The sequence below is a fragment of the Methylobacterium sp. CM6241 genome, from assembly GCF_054817845.1.
Window position 1 is genome coordinate 2,367,675 of sequence record NZ_CM139246.1, and the last position, 13,967, is coordinate 2,381,641.

Annotated in this window: 7 protein-coding genes and 1 pseudogene; 2 read left to right on the forward strand and 6 right to left on the reverse strand. The window is 67.6% G+C overall.

Annotated features, from left to right (window positions below):
- Positions 1 to 5: 5 nt before the first annotated feature.
- Positions 6 to 2,831 carry a DUF4159 domain-containing protein gene (locus ACYQR9_RS10950; RefSeq protein WP_461229580.1) on the forward strand — a complete coding sequence of 942 codons (2,826 nt, stop codon included), beginning with the start codon at positions 6 to 8 and terminating at the stop codon, positions 2,829 to 2,831.
- Between the two features lie 385 nt (positions 2,832 to 3,216).
- Positions 3,217 to 5,301 carry a hypothetical protein gene (locus ACYQR9_RS10955; protein ID WP_461229581.1) on the forward strand — a complete coding sequence of 695 codons (2,085 nt, stop codon included), beginning with the start codon at positions 3,217 to 3,219 and terminating at the stop codon, positions 5,299 to 5,301.
- Between the two features lie 391 nt (positions 5,302 to 5,692).
- On the opposite strand, the gene ACYQR9_RS10960 is transcribed toward ACYQR9_RS10955, so the two are convergent.
- From ACYQR9_RS10960 to ACYQR9_RS10985, 6 genes and pseudogenes are all read right to left on the reverse strand, one after another.
- A complete protein-coding gene (locus ACYQR9_RS10960; RefSeq protein WP_461229582.1) occupies positions 5,693 to 6,223 on the reverse strand; it encodes a GNAT family N-acetyltransferase in 531 nt (176 codons plus the stop codon).
- Entirely contained in the window at positions 6,220 to 7,326 is a 1,107-nt protein-coding gene (locus ACYQR9_RS10965) for a microcin C ABC transporter permease YejB (protein WP_461229583.1), read from the reverse strand. Before ACYQR9_RS10965 ends, ACYQR9_RS10960 begins: the two co-directional genes overlap by 4 nt.
- Before the next feature lie 9 nt (positions 7,327 to 7,335).
- Entirely contained in the window at positions 7,336 to 9,198 is a 1,863-nt protein-coding gene (locus ACYQR9_RS10970; protein WP_461229584.1) for an extracellular solute-binding protein, read from the reverse strand.
- Positions 9,195 to 11,018, reverse strand: coding sequence for an extracellular solute-binding protein (locus tag ACYQR9_RS10975; RefSeq protein WP_461229778.1), 1,824 nt, complete (start codon positions 11,016 to 11,018; stop codon positions 9,195 to 9,197). The genes ACYQR9_RS10970 and ACYQR9_RS10975 overlap by 4 nt, the downstream gene beginning before the upstream one ends.
- Positions 11,019 to 11,529: 511 nt before the next feature.
- Positions 11,530 to 12,795 carry an alpha-hydroxy acid oxidase gene (locus ACYQR9_RS10980; RefSeq protein ID WP_461229585.1) on the reverse strand — a complete coding sequence of 422 codons (1,266 nt, stop codon included), beginning with the start codon at positions 12,793 to 12,795 and terminating at the stop codon, positions 11,530 to 11,532.
- A 427-nt stretch (positions 12,796 to 13,222) separates the two neighbouring features.
- Positions 13,223 to 13,837: pseudogene (locus ACYQR9_RS10985) on the reverse strand (c-type cytochrome); the annotation flags it as partial.
- Between the last annotated feature and the right edge of the window lie 130 nt (positions 13,838 to 13,967).

Below are 13,967 nucleotides of genomic sequence, written 5' to 3' on the forward strand. Positions count from 1 at the left end.
AGCGCATGTTCGGATTGCCCCTGACCTTCGCCGCGCCGCTGGCGCTCGCGGCGCTTATCGCATTGCCGGCATTGTGGTATTTGCTGCGGGTGACGCCGCCGCGGCCGCAGCGGATCGAGTTTCCGCCCCTGCGGATCATGGCCGACCTGCTGGCCAAGCGCGAGACTCCGGCGCGGACCCCGCCCTGGCTGCTGATCCTCCGGATGATTGCCGCCGCCTGCCTGATCCTCGCCGTGTCGGGGCCGGTCTGGAACCCATCGGGTACCGGCGCGACATCGGGGCGGACGCCTCTTATCGTCATGATCGATAACGGGTTTTCCGCCGCGCATGATTGGCGCGAGCGCATGCGGGCCGCCACTGACGAAATCGAGGCGGCCTCGCGGGACGGTCGCCCTGTGGCCGTGATCGCCCTGGCCGACGCCCCGGCGGCTATAGAGGCGAAGACGCCCGCCGCCGCTCTGGACCGGCTCCGGGCCGTCGCGCCGCGCTCGCATCTACCGCAACGCGACGTCCATTTGACCGCCATCGGAGCCTTCCTCGACCGCCATCCGGCGGTCGCTGTGGTCTGGATCACCGATGGCGTTGCGGGTGCCGCATCCGACGCGTTCGGCAAGGGTTTGTCCGACGCGTTGAACAAGGCCGGCGCCCGTCTCACCATCCTGCGCGCCGACCGGCCACCGGCTCTGGCCCTCGCCGCGGCCGAGAGCGGCGGCAAGCTGACCGCCCATGTGCTGCGCGCTTCGGCCAATGGCCGCGATGCCGGCGTGGTCCGTGCCCTGGACCAGAAGGGCCTGCCGCTGGCCGAGCACGATTTCCGCTTCGCCGACGGGGCCACCGAAACCGAGGTTCAGTTCGAGCTTCCGGTGGAACTCCGCAACGGCATCAGCCGGCTCGAGATCGCCGCCGAGCGCTCGGCCGGCGCGGTGACGCTGATGGACGAGCGCGGCAAGCGCCGCCGCGTCGGGTTGGTCTTCGGCGGCACCAACGATCAGGCGCAGCCACTCCTGGCCCCGACTTACTATCTCTCCCGCGCACTCACCCCCTTCGCGGATGTCCAGGAAGCACGCGGGGCCAAGGGGGTGGCCGAATCCGTCGGGCAGCTCCTCGACAATCAGGTCTCGGTCCTGGTGCTCGCCGATGTGGGCGCCCTCGACGAGGCGACCATGCGCCGGGTGGCGAGTTTCGTGGACGAGGGCGGTCTGCTGCTGCGCTTCGCCGGGCCGCGTTTGGCTGCCGGCAACGACACCCTGGTGCCCGTGCGCCTGCGCCGGGGTGGCAGGACCCTGGGCGGTACCCTGTCCTGGGACAGCCCCAAGACGCTCGCGACCTTTGCCCCAGAGAGTCCGTTTGCCGGGCTGGTCCCCCCGGCCGATATCGGGGTGCGCCGCCAGATCCTCGCGGAGCCGGATGGCGACCTGCCGGGCCGCACCTGGGCCTCACTGCAGGATGGCACGCCCATCGTCACCGCCGAGAAGCGCGGCAAGGGGCAGATCGTTCTGTTCCACGTCACCGCCGACACGACTTGGTCGAACTTGCCGCTCTCCGGCCTGTTCATCGACATGCTGCGCCGCGTGGTCGCCCTGTCGGGCAGCGCTGCGCCGAACGGAGGGGAGGGGTCGACCCGGCCCGCCGCCGCCGTCCTGGCGCCTCGCCTGACCCTCGACGGTTTCGGGGCACTCGGCAGCCCGCCCGCCGGCGCCACGGCAGTGCCGGACGATTACGGCGAGCGCGCCAGCCTCGAACACCCGGCCGGATTCTATGGCCCGGCCGACGGCGGCGTCGCCGTGAACGCGCTCAGGCCCGACGACCGCCTGAAACCCCTCGACCTGTCGGCCTTCACCGACGCACGCACCGGTTCGCTCACCGGCGGAGACACCCTCGACTTGCGCGCCACGCTGTTTACCCTGGCGCTGATGCTCCTGATCCTCGACACCCTCGCCGGCCTCTGGCTCGGCGGCCTCTTCAACCAGTCGCGCGGGGGGCTGTTCGGACGCTTCGCCGGACGGGCGGCGGCTGTGCTCATCGTGGCCGGCATCGGCGTCGCCGGCCTGTCGAGCGGCACCCATGCGCAGGAGGGTGCGCGGCCGAACACGTTCGACTCGGCCCTCGCCACTCGTCTGGCCTACGTCGTCACCGGCGACGAGGCGACGGATACGGCCAGCCGCGCCGGGCTCAACGGCCTGACGCAGATGCTGGCCAGCCGGACCGCCCTGGAGCCGGGCGACCCGATCGGCATCGATCCGGGCAAGGACGAGCTCGCATTCTATCCGATCATCTACTGGCCCATCGTCGCCAGCCGTCCGCAGCCGAGCGAAGCCGCGATCCGCCGGATCGACGCCTTCATGCGCAATGGCGGGACGGTCCTGTTCGACACCCGCGACGCGCTCACCGCACGGCCGGGCGGCCCTCCGACACCGGAGGGGGCCTACCTGCGCAAGATGCTCTCCACGCTGGAAGTGCCCGAACTGGAGCCGGTTCCGGCGGACCATGTGCTCACCAAGGCCTTCTACCTCGTGGACAATTTTCCCGGCCGCTACGCCACCGGCCAGACCTGGGTCGAGACCCTGCCGCCCGCCGGAGACGGGGCCGAACGCCGCCCCGCGCGGGCCGGCGACGGCGTCTCCCCCATCGTCATCACGGGCAACGACCTGGCTTCCGCCTGGGCGGTGGGCAAGCGCGGCGAGGCGCTCTACCCCATTGTCGGCGGCGACCAGCGCCAGCGCGAGATGTCGTTTCGCGGCGGCATCAACCTCGTGATCTACACGCTCACCGGCAACTACAAGGCGGATCAGGTCCACGTCCCGGCCCTGCTGGAGCGGTTGGGACAGTGATGAGCTTTCAGACTGCGTATCGGGACGGGCTCGTCCCTCCCCCCTTTGCGGGTGAGGGTGGTCGCGGAGCGACCGGGAGAGGGGGCGACCTCTCCGGACAACGCGCTCCCCACTCTCGACCCGCTCCCACAGAGCTACGGCATTCACGAGTGTTTCGGGATGCGCGGCTCTCCTTCCCCTTGTGGGGAGGAGTTGGAGGTGGGGTTGGTTGGGCGACCCTCAGAGTTCAGAGGCAAGCGGCACCACCCCCACTCCTAACCTCTCCCCACAAGGGGGAGAGGGACGCGGCCTGCCTGCAAGGTCAGATGCGTGAATTCGGTCTCCTGCTAAGGGTGCCGGCGGCAACGCCGTGCCAGTTCATCACAACGACCGAGGCCGCTAGCCCATGCTGAGCCTCAGCTTCACCCCCCTCATTCCCTGGCCGGTCATTGCCGGGTTCGGCGTTCTGGTGGCCATCTTCGTCGTTCTCGCCTTCGTGGCGCGGGGGCGAACGGCGATCCTGCGGGCGCTGGCCCTCGGGCTCGTGCTGCTGGCCATCGCCAACCCGTCGCTGGTGCGCGAGGACCGCGAGCCGGTGAAGGACATCGCGGCCATCCTCGTCGACCGGTCGGGGTCGCAAAGTCTCGGTGACCGTCCGGCTATGACCGATACGGTCCGGGCCGAGTTGCAGAGGCGCTTCGGATCGCTCAGCAACATCGAGCCCCGCTTCATCGATGTGCCGGACGCCAAGGACGGCGATGACGGCACCAAGCTGTTCACGGCCCTGTCCCAGGGGCTTGCCGACGTTCCGCCGGATCGGCTCGCCGGGGTGGTGATGCTGACGGACGGCGTGGTCCACGACATCCCGGCCAATGTCGCGGCGCTCGGCATCAAGGCGCCCCTCCATGTCCTCGTCACCGGCCATCCCGACGAGCGCGACCGGCAGATCAAGCTGATCGAGGCGCCGCGCTTCGGCATCGTCGGGCGCGATCTCACCATCCGCGCCGAGGTGATGGAGCGGGGCGGCACCGGCAACGCCACCGTCACCGTGCGCCGCGACGGCGAGGAGATCGGACGTCGCACCTTCCCCACCGGCCAGCCCTTCTCGCTGACCACCAAGATCGAGCATGGCGGCCCCAACGTCGTGGAGATCGAGGTCGAGCCGCTGCCCGGTGAGTTGACCACCATCAACAACCGCGCCGTCCTGCCCATCGAGGGCATCCGCGAGAAGCTGCGCGTTCTCCTCGTCTCGGGCGAGCCGCACCAGGGTGAGCGGACCTGGCGCAACCTGCTGAAATCGGACGCCAACGTCGATCTCGTCCACTTCACCATCCTGCGCCCCCCGGAGAAGCAGGATGGCACGCCGATCTCCGAACTGTCGCTCATCGCCTTCCCGACGCGCGAGCTGTTCGTCCAGAAGATCAAGGATTTCGACCTCATCATCTTCGACCGCTACGCCAACCAGAGCGTGCTGCCCTCGGCCTATTTCGACAACATCGTCCGCTATGTCCGCGATGGCGGCGCGCTGCTCATCGCGGCGGGGCCGGAATTCGCCTCCTCGGCGAGCCTCGCCCGTACCCGCCTCTCGCAGATCCTGCCGGGCGAGCCCAATGGCCGCGTGGTGGAGCAGCCCTACAAGGCAGCGCTGACGGGCACCGGCACCCGCCACCCCGTCACCCGCGCCCTGCCGGGATCGGAGGCCTCTCCCCCGGCCTGGGGTGACTGGCTGCGCATCGTCTCGGCCCAGACAAAGCCCGGCATCCAGCCGATCCTGCAGGGGCCGAACGCCCTGCCGCTCCTCGCTCTCTCGCGGGAGGACAAGGGCCGTGTCGCCCTGCTCCTGTCCGACCATGCCTGGCTCTGGGCGCGGGGCTACCAGGAAGGTGGCCCCTATCTCGACCTGCTGCGCCGCCTCGGCCATTGGCTGATGAAGGAGCCGGCCCTCGAAGAGGAGGCCCTGCGGGCGCAGACGACGGGGCATGGCCGCGAAGTCCGCGTCGAGCGCCAGACCATGGCCGAGACCACCGACCCCGTCACCGTGAAGGGACCGACCGGACCGGAGCGGACGCTCACCCTCACTGCCGGGGAGCCCGGCCTGTTCAGCACGACCTTCGAAGCGACGGAACTCGGGCTCCATACCCTGCGCTCCGGCTCGCTCATCGCCTTCGTCAGCGTCGGGCCGCCGAACCCGCGCGAACTCACCGACGTGTTCAGCGATACCGAGCGTCTGAAGGCCCTGGCCGAAGGGACCGGCGGGTCGATCCGCCGCCTCGCCGATGCGGGCGGGACCACCGTGGTGCCGCGCCTTCAGGCCGTGCGCAGTGGGCGTCTTGCCGGTGCCGATTGGATCGGCTTCCGCCCCAGCGACAGCGCCGTCATTCGCGGCGTCGAGGTCTATCCCCTGGCGCTCGGTCTGTGGGCGCTGGTGGCTTTGGCCGGTGCGGTGCTGGCGATGTGGCTGGTGGAGGGCCGGCGCGGCCGGGTGGCGTAGAGATTGTCGACCCTCCCCCCTCTGCGGGGGAGCAGGGCGATCGCATATGACACCACGCCGTCATTCCGGGTCGCCACAGGCGAGCCCGGACCCGGAGGGCCGCGCCAGAGGCGTGCAATCCAGAGCCGCCGACAGTGTAAAGTCCTGCACCACTTGTGTTTCTGGATCCCGGGCTCCGCTGCGCGGACCCGGGATGACGGGGTGGTGCCAGCGGGTTTCTGACAGGCGGATCGGCATATGCGATAGCCCTCGCGGGGGAGGGTGGTCGCGGAGCGACCGGGAGAGGGGGCGACCTCTCCGATGATGGCGCTCCCCTCATCCGACTTGGCTGCGGGCCACCTTCTCCCGCAGAGGGGAGAGGAGTGGCGCGCGTCTCACCCTCTGGGGAGGGTCAGCCTCGCGTTTCGCCACCCAAGATTGCGAGCGGACGAACGGGCCTGACGATCCCAGATACCGTCTCCAAGGCGCCGGGACGGAGTTCGAGCCAGAGGAAGCGCGCGGGGTCCACCGGTCCCGGCGGCAGCAGGCGGCCCGGCGGCACCGGCGCGAAGCCGAAGCGGCGGTAATAGGGCGCGTCTCCCACCAGAATGACGAGCCCGTGGCCGCCGGCCCGCGCGGCATCGAGGCTCGCCTGCATCAACGATCCGCCGATGCCGCGTTTACCGAAGCTCGGATCCACCGTGAGCGGCCCCAGAACCAGCAGCGGCCCTCCCGCCTCTGCAGGAGCGACACGGACCGAGCCGACGAGATAGGTGCCGACCAGCGCGGTGAAGCAGAGATCCGCCATGGGCCGGGCGCCTTCGCGCAGGCGATAGGCGGTGCGGGCGAAACGTCCCGGCCCGAAGGCGCGGGCGTGGAGGCGTTCGATGGAATCGGCGTCGCCCGGCCGCTCGGGCCGGATGACGAGGGGCAGGCTGGTCATGTCGCCCGCGCCGAGAAATCGATGCGCGGATCGATCCAAGTGTAGATCAGGTCGGAGAGCAGGTTCACCGCCAGACCCATCAGCGAGAAGATGTAGAGCGTGGCGAAGACGATCGGGTAATCGCGCCCGACGATGGCGGTGAAGGACAGGAGGCCGAGCCCGTCGAGGGAGAAGATCGTCTCGATGAGCAGGGAGCCGGCGAAAAAGGCCGAGATGAACGCGCCGGGAAAGCCCGCGACCACGATCAGCATGGCGTTGCGGAACACATGTCCGTAGAGGACGCGTCGCTCGGTGAGCCCCTTCATCCGGGCTGTCATCACGTATTGCTTGCGAATCTCGTCGAGGAACGAGTTTTTGGTAAGGAGCGTCGCGGTGGCGAAGGCGCCGAGCACCAGGGCGGTGAGCGGCAGCGTCATGTGCCAGGCGTAATCGACGATCTTGCCCCAGAGGGTAAAGTTCTCCCAGCCCTCGCTGGTGAGGCCGCGGATCGGGAAGACCTGCAGGAACGAGCCGCCGGCGAACAGGATGATGAGGGCGATGCCGAACAGGAAGCTCGGGATGGCGTAGCCGACGATGACGATGCTGGAGGTCCACAGGTCGAAGCGCGAGCCGTCCTTCACGGCTTTCCGGATGCCCAGCGGAATCGAGATTGCGTAGGACAGCAGAGTCATCCACAGGCCGAGGGAGATCGAGACCGGCAACCGCTCGCGGATCAGCTGCAGCACCGAGACGTCGCGAAAATAGCTCTTGCCGAAATCGAAGGTGGCGTAGTCCCACAGCATCTTGGCGAAGCGCTCGGGTGCCGGCTTGTCGAAGCCGAATTGCTGTTCGAGCTTCTTGATGAAGGCCGGGTCGAGCCCCTGCGCGCCGCGATAGCGCGAACTCGCCTCCGAGCCGCCGCCGGCCGAGCGCCCGCCGCCGCCAAGATCGCCGGCCCCGCCGGTGACGCGGGACAGGCTGCCCTCGCTCTGGCCCTGCAGCTGCGCCAGCACGCGCTCCACCGGCCCGCCGGGGGCGAACTGCACGATGACGAAGGTGATGAGCATGATCCCGAAGATCGTCGGGACCATGAGGGCGATGCGGCGCAGGATGTAGGCGAGCACGTCTGGTCCTCAATTCCTGCCGATTCGCCGGGCCTTGTCGGCATCGTGCCACCAGATTGCCGGGGCGCCGAGATCGTAGGCCGGTCCGGGCGATGGGTGGCCGTAGACGTCCCAGAGGGCAAGGCGGTGATCGGCCTTGTACCACATCGGAATCCAGTAGCGGCCCGAGCGCAGAACCCGGTCGAGGGCGCGGGCGGCGACGGTGAGATCGGCGCGGGTGGACGCATCGAGCACCCGGCCGATCAGGGCGTCCACCGTGGCGTTGGAGATCCCGGCGAGGTTGTCGGAGCCCGGCGTGGCGGCGCTGGCCGAGCCGTAGACCTGCCTCAGTTCCGGCCCCGGCGTTGGGCCGTTGCTATAGCGGCGCGAGGTGATGTCGAAGTCGAAATCCTTCAAGCGGGACTGATACTGGGACGTGTCCACCCGCCGGATGGTGGCCTTGATCCCGATCAGGCCGAGATTGCGGATGAAGGATTGGGTGTGCGGCTCGAGGGCCGGATCGGCGTCGAGGAACTCGATCTCCAGGGGCTTGCCTCCCGGCAGCGCGATGGTGCCGCCTTCCCGCGTGCAGCCCGCCTCGCGCAGGAGCGCCACGGCGCGGCTGAGCAACGCCCGGTCCTGGCCGGAGCCGTCCGACTGGGCCGGCTGCCAGGCTTCGCCGAAGACCTCGTCCGGCAGGCCGGCGCGCATGGGGTCGAGCAGCGCGAGCTCCTCGGCCGAGGGTTTACCGGTGGCCTTGAGGTCGGAATTCTCGAAGAACGAGGCCGTACGGATATAGGCGCCGAACATCAGGTTCTTGTTCGCCCAGGGGAAGTCGAAACACAGGCCGATCGCCTCGCGGACCCGGCGATCCTTGAAGGCTTCGCGGCGGGTGTTGATCCACCAGCCCTGCGTGCCGGAGGGTCGCGCATCGGGCACGACCTCCTTGCGGACACGACCCTCGCGGAAGGCGGGGAAATCGTAGCCCGTCGCCCACACGCGGGCGGTGAACTCCTCGCGGAAGGTGAAGATACCGCTCTTGAACGCCTCGAACGCCACCTGACGATCACGGAAATACTCGTAGCGGATCTGCTCGAAATTGTTCTGGCCGATCATTACCGGCAGGTCGACGGCCCAGTAATCGGCCACTCGCTCCAACTCGATGAAGCGACCGGCTTCCAGGCGCCCGACCTTGTAGGGGCCGGACCCCATCGGCGGCTCCAGGGTCGACGCCTCGAAGTCGCGGCCCGCGTAATAGGCCTTCGAGAAGATCGGCAGGGTGGCGACGAAGAGCGGCAGATCGCGGCTGCGGCCCTTCTCGAAACGCACGATCAGCGTCTCGTCGCTCTCGGCCACGGCATCCGCCATGTCGCGGATCACCTGGGAGATCTCGGGATGTCCCTTCTCCTTCAGAAGCAGCAGCGAGAAGGCGACATCGGCGGCGGTGAGGCGCGAGCCATCGTGGAACCGCGCCTGGGGGCGAAGGGTGAAGCGGTAGGTGAGGCCGTCCTCGCTCGCCCCCACGCTGCGGGCGACGAGACCGTAGAGCGAATCCGGCTCGTCCAGCGCTCGCACCATCAGCGAATCGAAGGTCAGGTTCATGCCGGCAGCGCCGTCGCCGCGCAGGACGTAGATGTTGAGGGTGTTGAACGTGTCGCCGGCCTGGTTGCCGAGGGTCGCCGAGAGCTGCGCCGAGAACCGGCCGCCGCGTGGCGCGGCCGGGTTCACATAGGCGAAATGCGGGAAGTCGGCCGGGTATTTCAGTTCCCCGAAACTCGACATGCCGTGGCTCGCCCCGGTGGGTGCGGCCCCCGCCGGCTTCGTCAGGGCGGTGGCGATGCCGAGGGCGCCGGCCCCGGCGACGAAGTCCCGGCGGGTCGGCGCGAACCTCACCGCGGCGCCCCGGTCTTGGCGGCGAGCGCCTCGTCGTACCACCACGTGGTCGGGAAGCCGGACGAACCGTAGAGCGGGAGGGTCGCCGGGTGCGCGAACCGGTTCCAGCGCAGGGTCCGCGACACGTTCGAGGCCCATTGCGGCACGACGAAGTTGTGGGCGAGGAGCACCCGGTCGAGGGCGTGGGTGGCGGCAAGCACGCCCGGGCGGTCCTTGGCGAAGATCACACGCTCGATCAGCGTATCGATGGCCGGGTCCTTGATGCCGATCAGGTTGCGCGATCCCTGCTTGTCGGCCGCGGCCGAGCCCCAATATTCGCGCTGCTCGTTACCGGGGGAGAGGGACTGGCCCCAGGAACTCGTGGTCACGTCGAAGTCGAAGCCGCGCAGCCGGTTCTGATACTGCGCCTGGTCGATGACGCGGAGCGAGGTCTGGATGCCGATGAGCTTCAACTGAGCCGAGAAGGGCAGGATCACCCGCTCGAACACGCTCTGGAATTCAAGGAACTCGACCGTGAGCGGTTCACCGGTCTTCACGTTGGTCATGCGCCCATCACGAAGCTCGTAGCCGGCCTCCTTGAGGAGGCGCACCGCCTCGCGCAGGTTGGCGCGCACCGCATCGGGCGTGCCGTTGACCGGGTTGGTGTAGGGCGTCGTGAAGACGGACGGCGGCACCTTGTCCTTCACCGCCTCGAGGATCGCCAGTTCCTCACCCTGGGGAAGACCCGACGAGGCGAGTTCCGAGCCGAAGTAGTAAGAGTCGATCCGCTTGTAGAGGCCGTAGAACAGCGAGCGGTTCATCTCCTCGAAATTCATGGCGAGGTTGAAGGCACGCCTCACCCGCTCGTCGGCGAATTTTGCCTTGCGGGTGTTGAAGACGAAGGCCTGCATGGTGCCGTTCCCGCGATCGGGGAACTCCTCCTTGATGAGGCGCCCCTCCTTCACGGCGGGGAAATCGTCATAGGCCGTGGCCCAGTTGCGGGCGACGTTCTCGGCACGGAAATCGAACAGGTCGCCCTTCAGCGCCTCGATCAGCACGGTGGAATCGCGAAAATACTCGTTGCGCATCGTGCCGAAATTGTTGCGTCCGGCATTCACCGGCAGGTCGGCGCCCCAGTAATCGGCCACGCGCTCATAGGTGGCGCTGCGGCCGGGCTCGAACTTGGCGAGGCGGTAGGGGCCGGAGCCCAGCGGCATCTCGAGGGTGGTCTGGGTGACGTCGCGCTGGCGTCCTTCCGCGTCCTTGCCCGTCCACCAGTGCTTGGGCAGAACGCGGAGCTGGCCGAGGACCTGCGGCAGCTCGCGATTGCCCTTCTCGGCGAAGGTGAAGGTGACCTCGCGCGGGCCGGTGACTTCGCCCTTCGCCACGGTCTGGTAATACGCGGCGTAGAACGGGCTGTTGGCCTTCAGGGTCTCGTAGGACCAGACCACATCCTCGGGCGTGATCGGCTTGCCGTCGTGCCAGCGGGCGTTCTCGCGCAGGCGGTAGGTCACGGAGGAGAGGTCGTCGGCGAGTTTCGCCCCCTCGGCCAGCAGGCCGTAGGAGGTGAAGGGCTCATCGAGCGATTCCGTCATGAGGGTATCGTAGATCTGGCCGATCCCGCTTTCGAGATCGCCCTTCAGGCCGGAGACGACGAGGTTGAAATTGTCGAACCCGCCCTGTGCCCCGAGGCGGACGAGGCCGCCCTTGGGGGCCTTCGGGTCCGCGTAATCGAAATGCTTGAAATCGGCCGGATATTTCGGCTCGCCCATCAGCGTCAGGGCATGGGCCCATCCACCGTCATGCGTGGCGGCGCGCGCATTCTCCACGAAGCTCGCCACGGCGAGAGAGGCGGCGAGTAGGCGTCCGATCAGGGCTGTTCGCTTCACGAGGCGGCTGTCTCCCGAATTCCATGGCCGAAGCCGTAGAGGGCTCAGGCGGCATGTCCTTCTAGGACGCCGGGGCGGGGCACGCCAAGCGGGCAAGTCCCAGGCGCGTCGGTTGAACGCGTGGGAGGACCGTCCTCCGAAGGACGTCGGAGTGCTTGACGGAACTCTAGATCAGGGTCGATTTTCCCGCGACGTACCGCACCGTAGCGGGAGCGGGAGTTTCGTGAGAGAGGGGAAGAACCTGTTTAGGCTGTTCTCCCAAGGGCTTACCTCATCCTGAGGTGCCGCGCAGCGGCCTCGAAGGAGGCCTCCAGAACCCATAGAGCAGACTGGAGGGCTCCTTCGAGGCCCTTTGCTCAGGCAAAGGGCACCTCAGGATGAGGTGGTCTGATTGGATAATCGACTTCTACGGATGATCCGCTCACGCCTGATCAACCGTAGGACAAATCCGATCGACCGGACGTCAGACGATCTGAACGCTCTTGGGCGTGATCTCGGCGATCTTGGTCGCGCCGACCTGGCGCATGATCGTCTCGAATTCGCGCTGCATCAGGGTGAGCACCATCTCGACGCCCGGCTGGCCGAAGGCGGCGAGGCCCCAGATGTAGGGACGACCGACGCAGACGGCGGTGGCGCCGAGCGCCAGGGCCTTGAGCACGTCGGTGCCGCGGCGGAACCCGCCATCGATGAGGACCGGCACCTTGCCGTTCACGGCGGCGACCACCTCGGGCAGCGCGCCGATGGTCGATTGCAGGCTCTCCTCGGCGCGGCCGCCATGGTTGGAGACGATGATCGCGTCGACACCGTGGGTGAGGGCGATCTTGGCATCTTCCTGGGTCATGATGCCCTTGAGGACGAGCTTGCCCTTCACGATGCCGCGCAGGCGCTTCACGTAATCCCAGGTCATGCCGGTGCCGTAGAGGTTGGTGACCTTCGACACGTCGATCTCATCGAACATCGGCTTGCGGCTGACTTCGTTCTTGAAGCCGGGCGTGTGGCAATCGGTACAGGTGCGGGTGTCGGCGCGGCGCTCGCGGAACAGCGTCTCGGTGTTGCGGCCGCCCTGGCGGTCAACGGTGAGCACGATGGCCGGCGCGCCGGCCGCCTCGGCCCGCTTCACCAGCTTCTCGGTCACGGCCCAATCGTCGGTCGGGTAGAGCATGTACCAGACGGGCGCGCCGCGCTCCTTGATGACATCTTCGATCGAGGTGCTGCCCACCGTGGACAGGATCATCTGGTGACCCTTGACCTTGCAGGCGCGGGCGGCGGCCGCCTCCGCCTCGGGGTGGAACGCGCCCACGCTACTGACGGGCGCCAGGGCGATGGGGCTCGCCCAGGTCTCGCCGAAGATCTTCACGGTCGTGTCGATCTTGCGCACGTCGATCAGGCGACGGGCACGGACGTGGATCTTGTCGAAATCGTCGCGGTTGGCCTTCAGCGTCTTGTCGGCGTCGACGCCGCTGGCGAGGTAGCCGTAATGCGCCGGCGGCAATTCCTTCTTCGCCACGGGCTCGAAATCGAACACGTTGAGGGCCTGCGCCGGGGAGGCGATGAGGTCGCCGTTCATCACGGGGGCGGCGCGGAGCACGTCATAGCTCTGGGCCACGGCTTCGGTGGTTCCGAAAGCGGCGATGCCGGCCAGGGCGCGGGCAGCGCTCGGTGCGAAAAGCGGGCTGGTCGAGAAATACGTCAGCAGCTTGCGACGGTGGATCGATGCATGCTCGCTCATAACACTCTGCCCTTCAAATCCGTTCGACCTATGCGCCGTTTCCACGGCCCAGATTACGGGGCTTTCCTGCATCATTTGTATTGTGCAATGCAATAACTGATATAATTCTAACTCAATGTGGGGGCGTCCCGTGCCCCCGTCCTACTGAGAAATCCTTCCACAAAGTCGACGGTGAGACTGTTTTTCGACTCAAAGCGCAGGATTATTGTGCTTAATTTGCTGTCATCACGATCATGCGATCCGCACCGTCCCAGTCACCGGGTGAGCCGGCTTTCACATTATTTTGCTGCAGTGCGGGATGCTGTCGGTCCGGGTGATTCCCTCGTTGGAAACGCGGCTCACGTCCTGGAACGCGAAAGGCCGGGACAAGCCCGGCCTTTCCGATCGTTCATCGATGCGGGAACTTCCCCGGTCGCGTAGCCTACTGCGCGGGCTTCTCTTCCGGCGCTTTCTGATCGACAGGCTTGTCGCCAGCCGGGCTGTCCGCAGCCGCGGCCTTCTCCACGGCGGGGAGCGGAGCCGGCGTATCGGCAAGCGAACGCAGATACGCGATCACATCGGCGCGCTCCTGCGGAGCCTGGATCCCGGCGAAGGCCATCTTGGTGCCGGGCACGTAGGTCTTCGGATTGGCGAGGAAGTGGTCGAGCTCGTCGTAGGTCCAGGTGCCACCCTTTTCCTTCAAGGCGGCGGAGTATTCGAACCCGCCTTCATGGGCGCGCTGACGATCCACAACGCCCCAGAGATGCGGGCCGACCTTGTTGGGGCCGCCCTTCTCGAAACTGTGGCAGGCGGCGCACTTCTTGGCGGCGCCGGTGCCTTTCTCGACGCTGGCGCTGGCGAGGCGAACCGGAAGCGGCTCGACCTTGGCAGCGGCGGCCGCACCACCGCCCGCAGCCTCGGGCTGAGGCTCGGGGAGGGCGTAGCCCGCGCTGCCGGCGGGCTTCGGAGAATAGATCAACTCGGCGACAAACCCGGAGCCCATGGCGAGAAGAAGAGTGCCGAGTACGGCGCCCGCGACCTTGTTCAGCTCGAAAGAGTCCATTCTCGACAACTCCGGGGGCGTCCGCCGGTTGCGGCGGCATGCGAGGCCCGGTGAGCGGATGCCCCGGACTCTGGAAATGTTCGAGGGTGAATAGCGGTACTCGACCGATCTTGACAATGCCGGAGTCACT